The 19,478-nt window shown below is 52.2% G+C and carries 18 protein-coding genes; 5 read left to right on the top strand and 13 right to left on the bottom strand.

Features of this window, described 5'->3' with window-relative positions:
- Positions 1-15: 15 nt before the first annotated feature.
- Both rplM and zapE read right to left on the bottom strand, forming a co-directional pair.
- The gene (gene rplM, locus E6C74_RS03600) at positions 16-444 is read right to left on the bottom strand and encodes a 50S ribosomal protein L13 (protein WP_136483333.1); all 429 of its coding nucleotides are present in this window, start codon (positions 442-444) and stop codon (positions 16-18) included.
- Positions 445-713: 269 nt separating this feature from the next.
- On the bottom strand, positions 714-1,817 hold the full coding sequence (zapE, locus tag E6C74_RS03595) for a cell division protein ZapE (protein WP_136483332.1): 1,104 nt from the start codon (positions 1,815-1,817) through the stop codon (positions 714-716).
- 151 nt (positions 1,818-1,968) lie between these two features.
- Here zapE and zapG point away from each other — a divergent pair, with 151 nt between their 5' ends.
- The 3 genes from zapG to degS all read left to right on the top strand — a co-directional run bounded on the left by zapG (position 1,969) and on the right by degS (position 5,672).
- Positions 1,969-2,421 carry a Z-ring associated protein ZapG gene (zapG, locus tag E6C74_RS03590; protein ID WP_136483331.1) on the top strand — a complete coding sequence of 151 codons (453 nt, stop codon included), beginning with the start codon at positions 1,969-1,971 and terminating at the stop codon, positions 2,419-2,421.
- 500 nt (positions 2,422-2,921) lie between these two features.
- A complete protein-coding gene (locus tag E6C74_RS03585; protein ID WP_136483588.1) occupies positions 2,922-4,289 on the top strand; it encodes a Do family serine endopeptidase in 1,368 nt (455 codons plus the stop codon).
- Between the two features lie 321 nt (positions 4,290-4,610).
- On the top strand, positions 4,611-5,672 hold the full coding sequence (gene degS / locus E6C74_RS03580; RefSeq protein ID WP_136483330.1) for an outer membrane-stress sensor serine endopeptidase DegS: 1,062 nt from the start codon (positions 4,611-4,613) through the stop codon (positions 5,670-5,672).
- 196 nt (positions 5,673-5,868) lie between these two features.
- Here degS and rplS read toward each other — a convergent pair whose 3' ends face one another.
- The 5 genes from rplS to ffh form a co-directional block, all read right to left on the bottom strand.
- Entirely contained in the window at positions 5,869-6,222 is a 354-nt protein-coding gene (gene rplS / locus E6C74_RS03575; protein WP_136483329.1) for a 50S ribosomal protein L19, read from the bottom strand.
- A 41-nt stretch (positions 6,223-6,263) separates the two neighbouring features.
- The gene (gene trmD / locus E6C74_RS03570) at positions 6,264-7,007 is read right to left on the bottom strand and encodes a tRNA (guanosine(37)-N1)-methyltransferase TrmD (protein ID WP_136483328.1); all 744 of its coding nucleotides are present in this window, start codon (positions 7,005-7,007) and stop codon (positions 6,264-6,266) included.
- A 26-nt stretch (positions 7,008-7,033) separates the two neighbouring features.
- Positions 7,034-7,588 carry a ribosome maturation factor RimM gene (gene rimM, locus E6C74_RS03565; RefSeq protein WP_136483327.1) on the bottom strand — a complete coding sequence of 185 codons (555 nt, stop codon included), beginning with the start codon at positions 7,586-7,588 and terminating at the stop codon, positions 7,034-7,036.
- 29 nt (positions 7,589-7,617) lie between these two features.
- Positions 7,618-7,866: a 30S ribosomal protein S16 gene (gene rpsP / locus E6C74_RS03560; protein WP_136483326.1), complete on the bottom strand. Its 249-nt coding sequence runs from the start codon at positions 7,864-7,866 to the stop codon at positions 7,618-7,620.
- Positions 7,867-8,168: 302 nt separating this feature from the next.
- On the bottom strand, positions 8,169-9,548 hold the full coding sequence (ffh, locus tag E6C74_RS03555) for a signal recognition particle protein (protein WP_136483325.1): 1,380 nt from the start codon (positions 9,546-9,548) through the stop codon (positions 8,169-8,171).
- A gap of 327 nt (positions 9,549-9,875) precedes the next feature.
- Between ffh and E6C74_RS03550 the strand changes: the two genes are divergently transcribed.
- A complete protein-coding gene (locus E6C74_RS03550; RefSeq protein WP_136483324.1) occupies positions 9,876-10,670 on the top strand; it encodes an inner membrane protein YpjD in 795 nt (264 codons plus the stop codon).
- A 132-nt stretch (positions 10,671-10,802) separates the two neighbouring features.
- Complete coding sequence (locus E6C74_RS03545; RefSeq protein ID WP_136483323.1) at positions 10,803-12,077, top strand: CNNM domain-containing protein; 1,275 nt, start codon at positions 10,803-10,805, stop codon at positions 12,075-12,077.
- 137 nt (positions 12,078-12,214) lie between these two features.
- Here the strand turns inward: E6C74_RS03545 and luxS are convergent, their stop codons facing one another.
- From luxS to E6C74_RS03515, 6 genes are all read right to left on the bottom strand, one after another.
- Complete coding sequence (gene luxS, locus E6C74_RS03540) at positions 12,215-12,733, bottom strand: S-ribosylhomocysteine lyase (RefSeq protein WP_136483322.1); 519 nt, start codon at positions 12,731-12,733, stop codon at positions 12,215-12,217.
- 25 nt (positions 12,734-12,758) lie between these two features.
- A complete protein-coding gene (locus tag E6C74_RS03535; RefSeq protein ID WP_136483321.1) occupies positions 12,759-13,364 on the bottom strand; it encodes a hypothetical protein in 606 nt (201 codons plus the stop codon).
- A 16-nt stretch (positions 13,365-13,380) separates the two neighbouring features.
- Positions 13,381-14,946, bottom strand: a complete 1,566-nt coding sequence (gshA, locus tag E6C74_RS03530) for a glutamate--cysteine ligase (RefSeq protein ID WP_136483320.1) — start codon at positions 14,944-14,946, stop codon at positions 13,381-13,383.
- Between the two features lie 156 nt (positions 14,947-15,102).
- Entirely contained in the window at positions 15,103-17,958 is a 2,856-nt protein-coding gene (locus E6C74_RS03525) for a pitrilysin family protein (RefSeq protein WP_136483319.1), read from the bottom strand.
- A gap of 9 nt (positions 17,959-17,967) precedes the next feature.
- A complete protein-coding gene (locus tag E6C74_RS03520) occupies positions 17,968-18,429 on the bottom strand; it encodes a YqaA family protein (RefSeq protein WP_136483318.1) in 462 nt (153 codons plus the stop codon).
- Positions 18,423-19,373, bottom strand: coding sequence for an NADP-dependent oxidoreductase (locus E6C74_RS03515; protein ID WP_136483317.1), 951 nt, complete (start codon positions 19,371-19,373; stop codon positions 18,423-18,425). Before E6C74_RS03515 ends, E6C74_RS03520 begins: the two co-directional genes overlap by 7 nt.
- Between the last annotated feature and the right edge of the window lie 105 nt (positions 19,374-19,478).

The following is a 19,478-nucleotide window of genomic DNA, read 5'->3' as shown; positions in this document are numbered from 1 at the left end:
TTCCGAAATCCCCGATTAGATGTCTAGTACTTTAGGTTGTTGAGCAGCGTGGTTGTGCTCAGCGCCTGCGTAAACTTTCAGCTTACGGTACATAGCACGGCCTAGAGGACCTTTTGGAAGCATACCTTTAACCGCTAGCTCAAGTACCATCTCTGGCTTACGTTCAATCAGCTTCTCGAAGCTAGTTGACTTAAGGCCACCTGGGAATTCAGTGTGACGGTGGTACATCTTGTCTTTAGCTTTGTTACCAGTTACAGCAACTTTCTCCGCGTTTACGATGATGATGTAATCACCAGTGTCAACGTGTGGAGTGTATTCAGCTTTGTGTTTGCCACGTAGGCGAGATGCAATTTCACTTGCTAGACGGCCAAGAGTTTTACCTTCAGCGTCTACAACGTACCAGTCGCGTTTTACAGTTTCTGGTTTAGCAACGAAAGTTTTCATGCTAATAATAACCCGTTTAATCAAATTTACACTTAAAGGAGCGTATACGCTCCCACTGTCTAAGAGCCCAGTCATCACCCCTTCGAGTGGGTGGCACTCTCGGCCTTTAAAAGACCTGCAGTAACGGTGGGTCGCAGGATTATAGAGAAGAGAGAAGAAAAAATCACCTCTTTTTGCTTAAAAAACTCATTTTTTTAAGCCCTGCGCCCTTTTTTTCGGGCTTGCGCCCAATGTTTTTCAGGCTGACGCCCTATGTACAGCGGAATGAATTACGCGAGATGCTCGCGAGCCAGATATTCATGGCTCTGCATTTCTGTCAGCCTTGACTGACAACGTTTAAATTCAAACTCCAGCTGGCCCGCAGTATACAGATCTTCGAGCGCAACTTCTGCAGAAATTATCAGTTTTACATGCCGTTCGTAGAATTCATCGACTAAGGCGATAAAACGGCGTGCCGCGTCATCGATGGTGCGCCCCATCTGCTCCACGTCCGCCAGCAACACCGTGTGATACAAACGTGACATCTCTATATAGTCGTTCTGGCTGCGTGCGGTCTGGCACAACTGGGCAAACGTGGCATGCAGCACACCATCACTGGCAGCAAGCACATCAATGCGGCGATGATTGATCTCAATTTGATCCGCTTTAGGTTTATCTAGGCCAACCAACTGAGTGTAATATTGCTGCAGATTGCTGCGCGCCTGGTCATCAAGCGGATAATGGTAAATTTCAGCCTGCTGCAACGTACGCAAACGGTAATCCACTCCGCTGTCAACATTCAGCACATGGCAATTGGCTTCAATCAGGGCGATGGCCGGCAGGAAACGGGCGCGTTGCAAGCCGTTGCGATACAGATCGTGCGGCGGAATATTGGAAGTGGCGACCAGGATCACGCCGCGCAGGAACAGCGCCTGAAACAGAGTTCCTAGGATCATCGCATCGGTGATGTCTGACACAAAAAATTCATCAAAGCAGATGATCACCGCCTCATCACGGAATTTATCTGCCACGATCTCTAAAGGATCGCCGACATCACCCAGTTGTCTCAGTTCATCATGTACCCGATACATAAAGCGGTGGAAGTGGACGCGCATCTTTTTATCGGTCGGCAGCGCCTCATAAAACGTATCCATCAGATAGGTCTTACCGCGCCCGACGCCCCCCCAGAAATAGAGACCTTGCGGCGGCTTCGGCACTACCTCTTTTTTACCGAGTAACTTTTGCCAGCGTGAAGGTCGTACCACTGGGGTATTAATGAAATCGATTACCTGATGATGCAAGGCATCCAACGCATCAACCGCGCGCGCCTGCGCTTCATCCCTTTGAAAATCAGATCGTTTTAGATCTTGCTCGTATCGCTGCTTTGGTGTCATGACAGTCTGCTAAAAAAATGAGGGGGAAATTCTGACGGTTAAAGGGTGTGCTTTTTGCTTTATCCGCCAACAGTCTCATAGTAACATGTCCCTTGAACATGTGTAACCAACCAGTGAAAAACATGTTAAATAACAACAATAAGGAGCAGTTATGCCTTGGATATATGCCATTGTGGGCTTGCTAGTAGGACTCGTTGCAGGGATTGTAATTGCTCGCCTGACGACCCCTCAATATAAGTCCCAGAAGACCCTACAGAAAGATTTAGACAGCGCTAAGTTTGAAATTGAACAGCATCGCCAGGAGCTGGCGGACCACTTCGCCCAGGCTGCGGAGATGCTGGATACACTCGGTAAAGATTACACCAAACTTTACCAGCACATGGCTGCCACCTCGTCAGAGCTGCTGCCAAGTTTGCCTGAGCAGGACAATCCGTTTGTGAAAAAGATTGCCCAGCATAAAGAGAGCGACACCTCATCAGCCAGCAGTGACGATACGTTCGAGCAGCCGCCGAAGGATTATGCCCAAGGCGCGACCGGCCTGCTGAAACCAGAAGAGAAAGCCATCATCCGCTCTTCTGAAGTGGTCAGTGCCAAAGCGAGTTAATCGTCCGCAACGGTTGTGCGCTGAAGCGACTGTTTTATCGAGATATCGCTTTATGCAAACAATGTTTTATCTAGACGTGTTTTATACATACGCTTTATACAAACATACGCTTTATACAAACATAGTTTTCTATAAACATAGTTTTCTATAAACGTTGCTATACCGAGACAACTTGGCGTTGCAGCCAGCACCGCGGCAGCTTCAAGTAGGAAGGTAATCTGCGCCACACCATGCGTCACCGCCCACCATACCTTTGTGGCCGGTGACGCATTCGTTTAAGGACTGCTTTCTTTTAAGTCATGCATGCGTTATCGGTGAGGCCGTGTTTAGTGCTTACACATCGTTTATGAGTTAAACATCGTTTAGCGCGCAAACATCGCTGTGCAGTAAATGAACTTTACGCATGTTTTTGAGTCATAACCCTCACTGAGCCTGTTGAAATGTCAGATCCTGACACAAATATCACAATAGCCAGACGTTAATCTATGAGGAGTTTTATGATGAAAAAACCTTTGCTTGCCTTAACCGTCCTGTCTCTAAGCTTAAGTTCCATCATCACCCCACTACCGGCCTCCGCCGCCCTGCCTTTATCTGTCAACGGAGAACAGGTTCCCAGCCTGGCCCCGATGCTGGAAAAAGTCACTCCGGCCGTGGTCAGCATTGCGGTTGAAGGCACTCAAGTCTCTCGCCAACGTATTCCAGACCAGTTCCGTTTCTTCTTTGGCCCTGACTTCCCGACTGAACAATTACAGGAACGCCCGTTCCGTGGCCTCGGCTCCGGTGTGGTCATCAACGCCGACAAAGGCTATGTGGTCACTAACTACCATGTCATTAACGGCGCGGAAAAAATTCGCGTCCAGCTGCATGACGGTCGTGAGTATGACGCCGAGCTGGTTGGCGGCGACCAGATGGCCGATATCGCCCTGATCAAACTCGATAAGGCGAAAAATCTGACCCAAATTAAGATTGCCGATTCCGACCAGCTGCGGGTCGGTGATTTTACCGTCGCGATCGGTAACCCGTTTGGTCTTGGTCAGACCGTCACGTCGGGTATTGTGTCGGCGCTGGGCCGCAGTGGCCTCAACATCGAAAACTTTGAAAACTTCATCCAGACCGATGCCGCGATCAACAGCGGTAACTCCGGTGGCGCGCTGGTCAACCTTAATGGTGAACTGATCGGCATCAACACCGCGATTCTCGGCCCGAACGGCGGTAACGTCGGCATCGGCTTTGCCATCCCGGCCAACATGATGAAAAACCTCACCGATCAGATCCTCGAATTCGGCGAAGTGAAGCGCGGTATGCTCGGCGTGCAGGGTGGCGAGATCACCTCTGAACTGGCCGAGGCACTAGGTTACGACTCCAGTAAAGGCGCATTTGTCAGCCAGGTACTGCCGGACAGCGCCGCGGATAAAGCCGGTATCAAAGCCGGAGACATCATTACCTCGGTCAACGGCAAGAAGATCGACACCTTTGCTGAGCTGCGTGCCAAAGTCGCCACCCTTGGCGCAGGCAAAACCGTTGAACTGGGTATCGTGCGTGACGGCAAGTCGCGCAGCTTCGATGTCACCCTGGGTGAACAGAGCAACGCTAAGACCAAGGCGGATAAACTGCATGAAGGCCTGACCGGTGCTGAGCTAAGCAATACCACCGATCAGGATCCGATAGAAGGGGTCAAAGTGACCAGCGTGGAGAAAGATTCTCCGGCGGCCAACTATCAGATCGAAAAAGATGACATCATCATCGGCGTGAACCGCAAACGGGTGAAAAACCTCGGTGAACTGCGTAAAGTTCTGGAGAAAACCCCCAATGTACTGGCGCTCAATATCCAGCGCGGTGAACGCACCATTTATCTGGTGGTTCGCTAGTCAGCTTTCAGGGCGAGACTCCGCCCTGATCTGTCACCAGAAACATTCTGGTTATTAGTGATATATTTATAGGAAAAGGGCAGCTTTGTTACGCTGCCCTTTTGTTATTTCAGCCGGTAATGCTATTCTTCGGATTCGTTACCAAACTGCCCCAACGCGAGTCAGGTCGTTGAAATCGTTATCCGAACTAAACCGGGCAGAACCGAACCAACCCACGCGATGCCGAGCAGGTACTGTTGTATCCCTGACTCACCATCAGGCCCTGAGCAGCGTACGTGGAATACCTTTATTTTCGTCATCGACTAACCGTTTGGGGAATATATGCTGAAATTTCTGGGTCGCTCGGTCGGACTTGGGCTGGTCACCGCTGCTGTGGTGGTGTTTGCTGTGCCTTCACTGCGTCAGCACGTGATACCACCATCGGCGCCCAAACCAGCCAATATTGCGTCACTGCAAATCTCATTTAATCAGGCCGTACGCCGCGCTGCGCCTGCCGTGGTCAATATCTACAGCCGTAAATATTCCGAGAGTGACAAATCCAAACTCTCCACCCAGGGGCTGGGCTCGGGGGTTATTGTCAGCGAAAAAGGCTATATCATTACCAACTATCATGTCGTAGCCCAGGCAGACCAAATCATTGTTGCGCTGCAGGACGGCCGTGTTGCCGCCGCCCAGTTAGTCGGTAAAGACCGCCGCACCGATATCGCTGTGTTGCGGGTCGATGGCACCAACCTGCCGGTTATCCCGCAAAACCCGAACTACCAGGCTGAAGTCGGTGACGTGGTACTGGCCATCGGTAACCCATATAACCTCGGCCAGACCACAACGTTCGGCATCATTTCGGCGACCGGCCGCTCCTCAATCAGTGCCGATGGCCGCCAGGCGTTTATTCAGACTGACGCCGCCATCAATGAAGGCAACTCAGGCGGTGCGCTGGTCAATACTCAGGGCGAACTGGTCGGCATCAACACCGCCTCATTCCAGCAGGCAACCGAGCTTGAGACTTACGGCATTTCGTTTGCCATTCCGTTCGCGCTGGCGCACAAAATCATGGACAAGATCATCGCCGACGGCCGGGTCATCCGCGGCTATATCGGCGTTGACGGCCAGGACATCAACTCGATGACCTCAAGGCTGCTCGGCAGTGAACATGTCGGCGGGATTGTGGTACTGGGCATTGACCCGAACGGCCCGGCCGCCAAGGCCGGCTTTCAGATCCGCGATGTCATTCTTAAAATCGACGGCCAGAAGATCAACGGCCGCCAGAACGTGATGGATACCGTGACTGACCTGCGTCCGGGCACTGTGGTCGAATTTACCCTGCTGCGCAAAGGCAAAGAGGTCACGGTGCCGGTCACGATTGCTGAGGACAGCCGCGAATAACCCGGGTCAACAGCCTGAAGTCCGATGGGCACAAGGTAACCCAAGGCACAAGGTAAACAGATGGGCTCAGAAGCTGGCCACTGCATTGCAGCCGTTAGAAAAACGCTGAGCGAGAAAAATACCTGAACCTATTCAAGAACGCATAAAAAAACGGAGCCCAAAGGCTCCGTTTTTTATGAGAACGCGAGTTCTAGCATTACTTCTTAGCAAGCTTCTCTTTGATACGAGCAGCTTTACCAGACAGTTCACGCAGGTAGTACAGCTTGGCACGACGTACTGCACCACGGCGTTTAACTTCAATGCTATCAACAACTGGAGAGTGTGTTTGGAACGTACGCTCAACACCTTCACCGTTAGAGATCTTACGTACAGTGAATGCTGAGTGCAGACCACGGTTACGGATTGCGATTACAACGCCTTCGAAAGCCTGTAGACGCTCACGGTCACCTTCTTTTACCTTAACTTGAACAACAACAGTGTCACCTGGTGCAAATTGAGGTAGGTCTTGTTTCATTTGCTCTTGTTCTAGAGCTTTGATGATGTTACTCATTGTGTAAATTCCTAGAATAAACTGATACTAAATTTAATAGGTTACTTAGCGTGAGTCTCTTTAATGTACTCGGCTAGTAATTGTTCCTGTTCGTCAGTCAGAGCTAGGTTTTCCAGGAGCTCTGGTCTTCTCAGCCAAGTTCGGCCCAGCGACTGTTTCAGTCGCCAACGACGAATGTCCTCGTGATTGCCGGATTTCAGTACCGCAGGTACCTCTTTTCCGTCTAACACTTCCGGACGCGTATAGTGCGGACAATCCAGCAGGCCATTGGCAAAAGAGTCTTCTTCTGCCGACGCGAAATCTCCCAATACTCCCGGAATAAACCGTGAGACCGAATCAATCAACGTCATGGCCGGGATTTCCCCGCCCGTCATCACAAAGTCACCAATTGACCATTCTTCGTCAACTTCAGACTGTATGATGCGCTCATCTACCCCTTCATAACGGCCACAGATCAGAATCAGATTCTGATTGGTTGCCAGTTCTTCAACGCCTTGCTGGTCGAGTTTTCGACCTTGAGGCGAGAGGTATATGACTTTCGTCTTTCCCGGTGCAGCGTGTTTCGCAGCATGGATGGAATCGCGCAAAGGCTGAACCATCATTAACATGCCAGGGCCGCCACCGTAGGGTTTATCATCGACAGTGCGACGTTTGTCATGAGTGAAATCACGAGGATTCCAGGTCTCAACTGACAACAACCCTTTTTTAACCGCTTGACCTGTTACTCCGAAATCGGTAACGCTGCGGAACATTTCAGGAAATAGGCTAATTATGCCAACCCACATGTGTTCTTCGCCTTATCGTTTCGAGTTTAGAACGCAGGATCCCAGTCAACTTCGATCCGTTGAGCTGAGCGATCAATCTGCTTGATCACTTGCTCTTCAAGGAACGGAATCAATCGTTCCTTTTGGCCAAAAGCATCTTTCAGATTTGCTTTCACTACCAGAACATCGTTCGAACCGGTTTCTAGCATGTCCACCACTTCACCAAGGTCGTAACCTTTCGTCGTGAACACCTTCATACCGAACAATTCCCGCCAGTAGAACTCGTCTTCTGACAATTCAGGCAGAGATGCCGGGTTGATAGCAATTTCTAAGTTAGTCAGCAGGTTTGCGTCTTCACGGATTTCAAGCCCTTCCAACTTAGCCACCATACCTTTGTTATGGCGCTTCCAGCTTTCTACTTTGTACTCAACCCATTCGCCCTTGTGGTTCACGAACCACGGACTGTAATCGAAAATGCTTTCAGCATTGTCTGTATAGGAAAAAACTTTAAGCCAGCCACGAATGCCATAAGAAGCACCAAACTTGCCTACAACAATCTTTTCGCTTTGCTCACTCATTGTTTCTTTGCCTTTCATCGACATAAACTAATTACTTCTTACTAAAGTAAGAATTAAGCCGCTTTTTGAGCGTCTTTAACTAGCTTAGCTACGCGGTCAGAAACTGAAGCGCCTTGTGAAACCCAGTGGTTCACGCGATCCAGATCCAGGCGCAGGCCTTCTTCTTGACCTTGAGCTGTAGGGTTGAAGAAACCTACTTTCTCGATGAAACGGCCAGTTGCAACGTTGCGGCTGTCAGCAACAACGATTTGATAGAATGGACGCTTTTTAGCGCCGTGACGTGCCAAACGAATGGTTACCATGTCGTCCTCTTTGCTTTCTCAAAAATAAAATTAACCCCAGTAACCATTTTATCAAAAACGGCTTGGGGTCTCGTGCCAAAATAAAGCCCCGGAATTTTACTCTTATTCCGGGGCATTGCAAGGGTTTTAGCTATTTTTTCGCCACCAGAAGTGGGGATAAAATACCGTGAGCTGGCTAACAGTTTGAAACTTAGCTGCAGAAGCGCACTGATGACGGGCGACTGCATTTAACCAACCTGCTGGCCTGAGCCGGTTTTCACCCGTTCAAGCCAACTGTCTGCCCCGGCTGCAGACTATCCGTGCTAGCGACCGAAGAAACCGCCGCCACCGCCACCCATGCCGCCCATCATGCCTTGCATGTTGCGCATCATGCCTTTCATGCCACCCTTTTGCATCTTCTTCATCATCTTCTGCATCTGGGTGAACTGTTTGAGCAGACGGTTGACATCCTGTACCTGAGTACCGGAACCGGCTGCAATCCGTTTTTTACGCGAACCTTTAATCAGCTCCGGACGCTCACGCTCTTTCATCGTCATCGAACTGATGATGGCTTCCATCTGCTTGAACATACGGTCATCAACTTTATCTTTGATGTCGGTTGGCAGCTTGTTCATGCCCGGCAGCTTATCCAGCATACCCATCATGCCGCCCATGTTCTGCATCTGACCCAGCTGTTCGCGGAAGTCTTCCAGATCGAAGCCTTTCTTCTCTTTGAACTTCTTGGCCAGTTTTTCCGCTTTCTCTTGGTCGACATTGCGCTGCAGATCTTCGATCAGCGACAGCACATCGCCCATGCCCAGAATACGTGACGCCACGCGATCCGGGTGGAAAGGCTCCAGCGCATCGGTCTTCTCACCAACACCGAGGAATTTAATCGGCTTACCGGTAATATGACGCACCGACAGCGCTGCACCACCACGGGCATCACCATCGACTTTGGTCAGAATCACACCGGTCAGCGGCAGTGCATCACCAAACGCTTTGGCGGTATTGGCCGCATCCTGACCTGTCATCGCATCGACCACAAACAGGGTTTCCACCGGCGTGATCGCCTGATGCAGTTGCTTGATTTCCGCCATCATCTGTTCATCGATAGCCAGACGACCGGCGGTATCGACGATCAGAACGTCGTAGAATTTTTTCTTCGCGTGATCAATTGCCGCGTTGGCGATATCAATCGGCTTCTGGTCAGCAGAAGACGGGAAGAAATCGACCCCCAGGTCGGTTGCCAGGGTCTCGAGCTGTTTGATCGCCGCCGGGCGATACACGTCCGCCGAGACCACCAGCACTTTCTTCTTGTCACGCTCTTTGAGCAGTTTCGACAGTTTACCGACCGAAGTGGTTTTACCGGCACCCTGCAGACCCGCCATCAGAATCACTGCCGGTGGCTGCGCCGCCAGATTCAGTGCTTCATTGGACTCCCCCATGACCGCTTCAAGTTCATTGCGAACGATCTTGATGAATTCCTGGCCCGGAGTGAGAGATTTAGACACCTCAACCCCAACCGCATTTTCCTTCACACGGGCGACAAACTCACGCACAACCGGCAGAGCGACATCCGCTTCCAGCAACGCCATGCGAACTTCACGCAGCGTCTCTTTAATATTGTCTTCTGTAAGACGTCCTTTTCCGCTGATATTCTTCAGCGTACTGGACAATCGATCCGTTAAATTCTCAAACATGCTTTTCTCTTCGCGATTAGGCGATCAATAGCGCTGAGTATACCTTAGCCAAAAGGATAGGCATACCCATAGTGCGGTTGCTGGTCAGTTTCTTTGTCGGTTTGCGCCCATCGAAGCGGGATTTTGCTGCTCACAGCGCGATTTTGCGCGTCACTGTCAGGCAGTGACTCCCTTGTGGCGGCCTTTGGGGACGAAAACTGATACTCAACCCTAAGGTGGGGGTAAATTCTTATATCTCAACTCTCAAAATCGATCACGATCCAACGTAGCCCATCGTGGTCAGGCAAGGTATAATTCGCCACTTAGTCCACCATTATTGTGAGAAGCATGGATAACCTTATCGCTATCGTTGCCGCCATCTTGTACCTGCTGTCAATTGCGACGATTGTACCCGGCCTTTCCGGCCAGACCGGCATCAAAGCTAAAGCTGTCTTCGTCAGCGCCGCACTGGCACTGTTGTTTCACGCCTGGCTGCTCAGCGACCTGATTCTGCACGGCAGCGGCCAGAACCTGAGCATGCTTAACGTCGCCTCTTTAATCAGCTTTATTATTTCGCTGGTAATGAGTATCGCGATGTTCAAAACCCGTTTGTGGTTCCTGCTGCCGGTGGTGTACAGCTTCTCTGCCATCAACCTGTCGGCGGCAACCTGGTTGCCGGGCACGTTTATTACTCACCTCGAGAATGATCCTAAGCTGATGGTACACATCTCGTTTGCACTCTTCTCCTATTCAACCTTATCGATTGGCGCTCTGTACGCGTTGCAGCTGGCATGGCTCGATTACAAGCTCAAAAAGAAAAAAGGCCTGAGTATCAATCCCAATATGCCGCCACTGCTCATGGTTGAGCGTCAGCTGTTTAAGATTATTCTGATTGGTAACCTGCTGCTGACCGGCACCCTGATCACCGGTATTTTCTTTATCGGCGATATGTTTGCCCAGGGCAAAGCGCATAAAGGCGTGCTGTCTTTTATCGCCTGGATTGTTTACTCCATTTTATTGTGGGGACATTACCAGCGTGGCTGGCGCGGGCGCAAAGTGACCTGGTTTGCGGTCGCAGGGGCGACACTACTGACGTTGGCGTACTTTGGCAGCCGATTTGTCAGAGAGATTATTCTGCGCTAAGGTCAACGGGTTAGAAGATTGACACCCAGCCACAGTTAAGCCATTAATAGTTAAAACGACCGTTAGTTCATCATTAAAAAACGGATCAGGCCAACCTGATCATCTAAATTCATTACAAGGAAACCAAGCGTTTTGGACGACATATCAACGGGTATCTTATTTGCGCTGCTCGCGTGTCTCATTGTTATATCTGCTTATTTCTCCGGTTCAGAAACCGGCATGATGTCGCTTAACCGCTACCGTCTTAAGCATTTAGCGAATACCGGCCACAAAGGGGCCAAGCGGGTCGAAAACCTGCTGGGACGTCCGGACCGTCTGATTGGTCTGATCCTGATCGGTAACAACCTGGTCAACATCCTCGCCTCTGCCATTGCCACCATTCTCGGCATGCGTCTGTACGGCGACATGGGGGTTGCTATCGCTACCGGTGTGCTCACCCTGGTGGTACTGGTATTTGCCGAAGTGACACCAAAAACCCTGGCCGCGCTGTATCCGGAACGGGTGTCCTACGCGAGCAGTATTCTGCTCAGCCTGCTGATGAAACTGCTGTCACCACTGGTGATTTTCGTCAACTTCATCACCAACGGTTTTATCCGTCTGCTTGGCCTGTCAGCCCAGCACGGCGGTGACGACCCGCTCAGTTCAGAAGAGTTGCGCACTGTGGTCAACGAAGCCGGCGGTCTTATCCCACGCCGTCACCAGGACATGCTGCTGTCGATCCTCGATCTGGAGCACGTCACCGTCAACGACATCATGATTCCGCGGAACGAGATTACCGGCATCAACATTAACGATGACTGGAAATCGATTGTGCGTCAGCTGACCCACTCGCCGCATGGCCGCGTGGTGTTGTACCGTGACAATATTGATGAAGTGGTGGGTATGCTGCGTCTGCGTGAAGCATCGCGTTTTATGCTGGAGAAAAATGAATTCACCAAAGAGACACTGCTGCGCGCAGCCGATGAAGTCTATTTCATTCCGGAAAGTACCCCGCTCAACGTCCAGCTGCTGAAATTTCAGCGCAATAAAGAGCGTATCGGTCTGATTGTCGACGAATACGGTGATATCAATGGCCTGATCACGCTGGAAGATATTCTGGAAGAGATCGTCGGTGAGTTTACTACTTCGATTGCACCAAGCCTGTCGGATGAGATCACACCGCAAGGGGATGGTAGCTTCCTGATTGAAGGCAGTGCCAATATCCGCGATATCAACAAGAGCCTGAAGTGGAAACTGCCGACCGATGGTCCGCGCACCCTGAACGGTTTGATTCTGGAACACCTGGAAGAGATCCCGGCCAGCCACCTGAGCGTGAAGGTCGCCAGTCATCCGATGGAGATTGTCGAGCTGGAAGAGAACCGCATCAAGCTGGTGCGCGTTCACCCGCGCAAGAACAAGAAATCTTAGTCGCAGGCCGCTTAAAAGAGAATCGGCAGATTCAGACACTAAAAAAGGCTTGGGAAATCCCAAGCCTTTTTTATCCGCCTACACACTGCTTTTCCGCCCGTAAACTGCGCCGTCATTGCTACGCAGCATGCGCGGGCTTAGTTCACTTTCAGCTCTTGCAGCATCGACTCCGGCAAGGCCAGTTCGTCGTTCTTGTTGACTGAAATACCGGCCGCAATCACCTTCTCTGCAATCGCTTTCGCTTCGGTCAGTGAGTGCATCGCTGCGGTACCGCACTGGTACTCGTTCAGCTCAGGGATTTTATCCTGACCTTCGACTTTCAGTACATCCTGCATCGCTGCCAGCCACGCGCTTGCAACCTGGTCTTCGCTTGGCGCACCAATCAGGCTCATATAGAAACCCGTGCGACAGCCCATTGGCGAGATATCGATGATTTCGACGTTAGCCCCATTAAGATGGGCACGCATAAAGCCGGCATACAGGTGCTCCAGCGTATGGATACCACGCTCTGACAGAATATCCTGATTCGGCAGGGTGAAACGCAGGTCAAATACCGTGATGGTATCGCCCTTTGGTGTTTGCATGGTCTTGGCCACACGTACCGCCGGCGCACTCATGCGAGTGTGGTCTACGGTAAAGCTGTCTAATAATGGCATGTTTGTCTCTCCCTTGCAGGCCAGCTTAGAAAAACCAGCTGCGGTTATCTTCTAATTCCTGACGGCACTGTTTCAGTTGCCATCCATAATCATTGGCTTGTTGTTCAACCTTGCGCGCCACACGTTGTAATGCGGGCTTCGACTGATAGGTTTTACGTTTAAATCCGCCCCGTCCTTCATGATAGGCGAGATACTGATGATAGGTATCCCATTTCGAGACCCCAAGCGTACGCTGAGTTTCGCTGGTATACCAGCCAATAAACATCAGCGCATCATCAAAATTGGTGCGCGAGCCGCCATAATCGGTCGCATCCTGAAAATCGTCCCAGGCCGGATCCTGAGCCTGGGCATAACCATATGCACTGCTGACCCGGCCCCAGGGAATAAAGCCGAGCAGGTAATCTTTCGGTGGTTTGGCATCATGACGGAAACTGCTTTCTTGTTTGACGAACGCCATCGCAATTTGCATCGGCGTGCCCCACTCTTTTTCCATCGCCAGCGCATCTTCGTACCAGTCCGGATACTCACGGAAAATCTCGCACAGATTATTCTGCTGGGCCGGTGGCGATGTCGCACACCCGGCCAGCATTCCGGCACTGGCAAGAACCGCTAACTGGAAACCTTTTCTCATCGCAGTGCCCGGCCGCTTATTTCAGGTAGGCAAAGTAGTGTTGCAGAAAGGCATCGAAGTTGAGCTCGTCCTGCTGTTCAATCTCAGCCTGAGCCGCAACCGAACGCACCACTTCCTGTTCCATCACCTGTTGTGAATACACTTCATATTGATGGTCGAGGTTGTGCTGACGGTACTTCAGCCCCAGCGCGCAGCCGGTTTTACCCAGGCCGCCCATCTGTTTGGTCATCGCCAGGATTTGCGCTGACAAGGTACGCTCCGGATGGTCGATCCAGCCTTGCAGCTCACGACACACATCCTGATAGGCACTGCCGCCCTGGGCCGCATCCATCAACTCAGCAATCTGCGCCAAATCGGCAAACACACGTTTGGCCCAGCTTTGCAGCGACAATTTTTCACCATGACAACCGATCTGCAGTTCCAGACCCGGCTTGCGCCCTTCCAGTACCACTTTGCTCCAGTTGTCACGCCAGCATTCCAGCTCACAGCCATCCATCGGGTCGGAATCAGACAATGCCGCCCAGGTCAGGAACAGATCGAGGAAACGCACCTGCTGCTCAGTGATCCCCACCGGGCTGAACGGGTTGACGTCCAGTGAACGCACTTCGATGTATTCCACCCCGCCGCGACCAAGCGCTTCGGACGGTTTCTCACCGCTTTTCGCCACCCGTTTCGGACGGATTGGCGCATAGAGTTCGTTCTCAATCTGCAGTACATTGCTGTTGAGCTGACGGTATTCACCGTCCACTTTCACGCCCAGCTTGGCAAACTCGTCAGAAGGCGTGCGAATCGCCTGGTTAAGGCCCTGCAGGTATTGCTCAATGCTGTTAAAACCAATTTTCAGCGCACTCTGCGCATTATTGGTGTAACCCAGATCGCTCAGACGCAGCGAAGTGGCGTAAGGCAGATACAGAGTCTGACCGATATTCTCAAACGGCAGCTTACTTTCGCGGCCACGCAGAAAAGAGGAGCACAAGGCCGGCGAGGCACCGAAGAAATACGGGATCAGCCAGCCAAAGCGGTAGTAGTTACGGATCACGGCAAAGTAAACATCGGACTTGGTCGCCTGACGCTGCTCGTCATCCTGTTCACCATACAATGCATCCCAGAACGAATCCGGGAACGAGAAATTAAAATGCACGCCTGAAATGATCTGCATCAGGCTGCCGTAACGGCGTTTCAGACCGGTACGGTAGAGTGTTTTCATGCGGCCACTGTTGGAGCGGCCATACTGCGCCAGTTCGATGTCATCTTCACTGCCGACATAACATGGCATCGACATCGGCCACAGCTTCTCTTCACCCATTTTGCTCTGGGCAAAATGATGGATATCAGCCAGCTGGGACATCAGGACAGGCACCTGGTTCGACACCGGGGTGATGAACTCAAGCAAAGGCTCAGCGAAATCCGTCGTGATCCAGTTGTTGGTCAGTGCCGAACCCAGTGCTGTTGGATGAGGCGTCTGTGCGATAGCTCCATCCGGAGTATAACGCAGCGTTTCACGTTCAACGCCTCGGCCAAACTGTTGAAACACTTCAGGTTGTTGAGCGACTTTGGTAAGTCGCGCGGCAAAATTAGTCAAAATGAGATTCGCTTATGTGTGTGATAATCCAAATGAAGCTGAGCTAACTCCGCAACACAAAACAGCGTCGATTATACGCGGGACCGATAAGGTAGCCCGTAATCCACCATGTTTGCAACAGGAGGCGTAAACTTCGCCTCCTGTGTTATGTGTACTCTAGCGGATGATTTCAAGCTCTTCTACGGGAATTGTTAACTTTTCCAGTTCAGGTTTGAGTGTTTTGGCATCGCCGACCACTATGATCTGGTAATCATCCGGATTGAACCATTTGGCGGCCAAATCATCCAGGGTCGATTTATCGATATCCTTCACGATCTCATTGCGCTGCTGCAGATAATCGCGATCGAGATTGTAGGTCAGGATACTGCTCAGCAGCTGCGCTTTCTGTGACGGTGTTTCATAGTTCAGCGCATCCTGCTGGCCCACCGCCAGGCGCATAAACTGCAGCTCTTTCTCCGTCATACCCTGCTGGCTGAAGCGGCTCATCTCTTTTTCCATTTCGATGATCGACGGCACAGTTGAATCCGCACGCACCTGAGCATTATAGACAATCGCGCCGACTTCACGGTTGCTGGCAAAATAGCCGTTCGCGCCGTAGGTGTAACCTTTGTCTTCACGCAAGTTCTGGTTAATGCGGCTGTTAAAGTTACCGCCGAGATTAAAGTTAGCCAACTGGCTGCGGTACAGCTCACCGGTGGCGTCAAACGGCAGACCGCGCCGTACCAGACGCACGATGCTTTGCGGCGCGCCCGGTTTATCAACCAGATACACTTTCTGACCGTTGAGTGTCGGGATCACCTGCGGGCGCAGCAGTGGCGACACCTCACCTTTCCAGTCGGCGAAGAAATGCAGCTCACGACGCACTTCACGTTTGCTGATATCGCCCACCACCACAATCTGCGCGCCTTGCGGGGTGTAATGCTGCTGGTAGAAACCTTTGACATCATCCAGCGTCAGCGCAGCAATCGACTGTTTGGTCCCGTCACTGGTGCGGGCAAACACCGAATCACCAAACAGCACCTGACGGGTGGCCTGGGAAGCCAGCCAGCCCGGCTGCTGGTGCTGATACACCACGCCTTCAATCATCTGCTGCTTGATACGGGCAAAGTCTTCGGCGCGGAAGCCGGGATGGAACAGCACTTCCGACACCACATCCAGCGTCTGCGGTAGATTTTTCTTCAGGCTCGAAATCACGATGCTGGTCGAATAGGAATTGGCATTAACGCTGACCTGCGACCCGAGTTTATCCAGTTCAGCCTGGATCTGTTCCACACTGCGCTTAGTAGAGCCTTCCTCCAGCATCGCCGCGGTCAGATTGGCCAGCCCTTCTTTCCCGCTCTCGACATGGCGCTCACCGGCCGGCAGCTTGATTTTGACCAGCACGGTCGGGGTTTCTGAAGTCTCGGTGCCGAGCAGTTCAGCGCCATTATCAAAATACAGCTCATACAGCGCCGGCATATGCGCCTGTACCGCCTCGGCCACTTGCGGCATCACCGAACGGTCAAAGTCGTCATCAACTGTGCGGTAGTTGAGCTCGTCATCGCTGATTTTGTGATACTCAGGCAGCTCGCGTGCCGGCGGAGTGAAGTTGTCTGGCTGCACCGCCAGCTCGGTTTTCCCGCGCGGCACCACACTCAGGGTCACTTTATGTTGACCATCAAGATAACGCTGATAGACATCCTTGACCGATTGCGGCGACACCGCGCGCAACTGCTCAAGCTGGGTTTCAATCCGATCCGGCTGACCATAGAAGGTTTCATTGCTGGCCAGCTGAGTCACCTTACCCTGGACACTTTCCAGCGCAAATACCGCATTGGCCTCCGCCATGCCGTTGATCTGATCAAGACGACCTTCAGGCACACCCTGCTGCTCAAATTGCTGCAGCGTCTGCATCAGCTCATGATAAAGCGGTTTAAGCTGCGCCTTATCGCCGGACGGTGCCATGGCGTAAACATAAAAGTTGCACGCCAGCTCAGCACATTCCTGGAACGCACCGGCGTCGACCGCTTTCTGGGTTTTGACCAGGTTCTGATACAGCAAGCCGTTAGTTCCGCCGCCCAGCACCTTGGCCAGCGCATCCAGTGACGCCTGATCATCCGAGCCGCGGTAGCTGGTCGGCCAGCCGATCACGACCATAGGTTGCTGAATGCGATCCTGCATGGTGACATAACGGTCCTGCGGCACAATCGCCGGCTGTTTCGGCGCCTTATCCACTTCCGGACCGCGCGGGATAGAACCGAAGTACTTATTGACCCACTGCAGCGTCTGTTTGACATCGATATCACCACCGATCGTCAGCACCGCATTGTTCGGGCCGTACCAGCGCAGGAAGAAAGCTTTCAGGTCATTAACATCGACCCGGTCGAGATCCTCAACATAGCCAATCGTCTGCCACGAATAAGGATGGCCTTTGGGATACATGGCTTCGCCCATTTTCTCCCAGATCAAACCATACGGGCGGTTGTCGTAATTTTGCGCGCGTTCGTTTTTCACTGTGTCGCGCTGAATCTCGAACTTACGCTGCGAGACGGCGTCGAGCAAAAAGCCCATCCGGTCGGACTCCAGCCACAGCACTTTTTCCAGCTGATTGGCCGGCACAGTCTCGTAGTAGTTGGTGCGGTCGCGGTTGGTCGAGCCATTGAGCGAGCCACCCGCTTCGGTGATCAGACGAAAATGTTCCTGATCCGCCACATGTTTCGAGCCCTGGAACATCATGTGCTCAAAGAAATGGGCAAAGCCGGATTTGCCCGGAACTTCACGCGCCGAACCGACGTGGTAAGTCACATCAACGTGAGTCAGCGGATCGGAGTGATCCGGCGAAAGAATCACCGTCAGGCCGTTGGCCAGGCGGTACTTTGAATAAGGGATCATCACTTTTCCCGGCTGTGCATCCTCTTGTTCAACAAGAGTGACGCCGGAAGGCAGAGATGAGAAAAGCGATGTTGGGGTGTTCGTTGAGGTACAGCCATAAATGGCGATAAGAGAAACGACACCAATCCAGATTTTTCTCATGACATATCCTTAGAAAAAACCATAAAAAACAGCAGCCAGCAAAGAATAACGTGCGGCTTTGCCAATCAGAGTCAGTAAGGCGACCAAAAACCAGTGCATACGAAGCCAGCCAGCCGCCAGGCAGAGCGGATCACCGATAATCGGTAACCAGCTCAGCAGCAGAGCCCAGTAGCCGTGTTTATGCAGCCAGGCTAAAGCTTTATGACCCTGCTTTTCCTGATCAGTTCGATTTGGCAGCCACAAACCAAGCCAGTAGTTTGTCATACCACCCAGGGTATTGCCCAGTGTTGCCACCAGAACAATCATGATTGGCGAGTATTGCGGAAGAGATAAGGTTGCAACCACGGCGGCTTCGGAGCCGCCGGGCAGTAGAGTTGCACTGAGAAACCCGCCCCAGAACAGCACCCACAGGGCGGAGTCTGCAAACAGGGGAATCAGTTGGGAAAAGCCAGAGTTAATCCACTCTAGCATTGCATATCAAGCAGTACCTTGCCCCGGGTATGGCCAGACTCAAGCTGAATGTGGGCCTGCGCCGCCTCGGTCAGCGGATAGACGTGCTGAATTTCGGTTTTCAACAAGCCGACACTGACCATGTACAGCATGGTATCGAGTTGCTGCGGATTGGGGTCAACCAGCATACCGGTGGCATTAAAGCCAAGCAGCTTGGCTTTTTCACAAATCAGCTCGGCGCTTAACGTCGGCACAGTGACCACCCGCGCGTCATCGCTCAGACACTTGAGCGCATCCAGCGCCGCATCGCCGCCGACCAGGTCAATCAGCACATCCACATCCTGCAGACGCTGTGACACCGGCTCGAAATTGTAGTTAATCGCATGCGCGCCTAAGGTGGCAAGGTAATCCAGGTTACCTTCACTGCAGGTGGTATACACTTCGGCTTTGGCCGCAATGGCGATTTGCACCGCCAGATGACCGACGCCGCCGGCCCCGGCCAGGATCAGCACTCGTTCACCTTCTTTCACTTCGGCTTTGCTCAGCGCCTGAGCGGCGGTTTGTCCGGCCAGCGGTAACACCGCCGCGGCTTCGAGTGTGACCGCATCCGGCACCACACTCAGCTCACTTTGCGGCACGCACACATACTGACTGTAACCACCGCCACGCAGCGGAAAGCCGATAAAGCCCGCCACATTCGCGCCCGGCTGCAGAGCGCTGACACCTTCGCCGACTTTGACCACAGAGCCGGAAATATCATAACCCGGCACCCAAGGCAGATTGTCTTTATTCTGCGCGGCGGCCCAGCCAAGCCCGGCCCGGGTTTTCACGTCAATCGGATTCACGCCGGCAAAGGCAACCTTAACCAATACTTCGCCGGCCTGCGGCTCGGGTAGCGCGGATGATTGAATGGCGAGCACGTCCGGCCCGCCAAATCGGGTAATTACAATCTGCTTGTTGTCCATGTCCTTTCCTTGAGCCTGTGGGCGAAATGAAAAAAGGATGCCGAAGCATCCCTTTGAATATATACCAAATTATCTGCGACCGTGAATACGGGCTTCGCAATTTGG

It is taken from the genome of Vibrio sp. H11 (genome assembly GCF_004804295.1).
In the GTDB taxonomy this organism is placed as follows: domain Bacteria; phylum Pseudomonadota; class Gammaproteobacteria; order Enterobacterales; family Vibrionaceae; genus Vibrio; species Vibrio ostreae.
This window is presented reverse-complemented; position numbering and strand designations above follow the sequence as displayed.

Bases quoted from the DNA above. Each gene is read 5' to 3' on its own strand.
- E6C74_RS03520 (WP_136483318.1), bottom strand. From the start codon at position 18,429: ATGCTAGAGTGGATTAACTCTGGCTTTTCCCAACTGATTCCCCTGTTT.
- zapE (WP_136483332.1), bottom strand. From the start codon at position 1,817: ATGACACCAAAGCAGCGATACGAGCAAGATCTAAAACGATCTGATTTT.
- ffh (WP_136483325.1), bottom strand. From the start codon at position 9,548: ATGTTTGAGAATTTAACGGATCGATTGTCCAGTACGCTGAAGAATATC.
- E6C74_RS03585 (WP_136483588.1), top strand. From the start codon at position 2,922: ATGAAAAAACCTTTGCTTGCCTTAACCGTCCTGTCTCTAAGCTTAAGT.
- zapG (WP_136483331.1), top strand. From the start codon at position 1,969: ATGCCTTGGATATATGCCATTGTGGGCTTGCTAGTAGGACTCGTTGCA.
- E6C74_RS03535 (WP_136483321.1), bottom strand. From the start codon at position 13,364: ATGAGAAAAGGTTTCCAGTTAGCGGTTCTTGCCAGTGCCGGAATGCTG.
- trmD (WP_136483328.1), bottom strand. From the start codon at position 7,007: ATGTGGGTTGGCATAATTAGCCTATTTCCTGAAATGTTCCGCAGCGTT.
- rpsP (WP_136483326.1), bottom strand. From the start codon at position 7,866: ATGGTAACCATTCGTTTGGCACGTCACGGCGCTAAAAAGCGTCCATTC.
- rimM (WP_136483327.1), bottom strand. From the start codon at position 7,588: ATGTCGATGAAAGGCAAAGAAACAATGAGTGAGCAAAGCGAAAAGATT.
- E6C74_RS03525 (WP_136483319.1), bottom strand. From the start codon at position 17,958: ATGAGAAAAATCTGGATTGGTGTCGTTTCTCTTATCGCCATTTATGGC.
- degS (WP_136483330.1), top strand. From the start codon at position 4,611: ATGCTGAAATTTCTGGGTCGCTCGGTCGGACTTGGGCTGGTCACCGCT.
- E6C74_RS03515 (WP_136483317.1), bottom strand. From the start codon at position 19,373: ATGGACAACAAGCAGATTGTAATTACCCGATTTGGCGGGCCGGACGTG.
- E6C74_RS03550 (WP_136483324.1), top strand. From the start codon at position 9,876: ATGGATAACCTTATCGCTATCGTTGCCGCCATCTTGTACCTGCTGTCA.
- luxS (WP_136483322.1), bottom strand. From the start codon at position 12,733: ATGCCATTATTAGACAGCTTTACCGTAGACCACACTCGCATGAGTGCG.
- rplM (WP_136483333.1), bottom strand. From the start codon at position 444: ATGAAAACTTTCGTTGCTAAACCAGAAACTGTAAAACGCGACTGGTAC.
- rplS (WP_136483329.1), bottom strand. From the start codon at position 6,222: ATGAGTAACATCATCAAAGCTCTAGAACAAGAGCAAATGAAACAAGAC.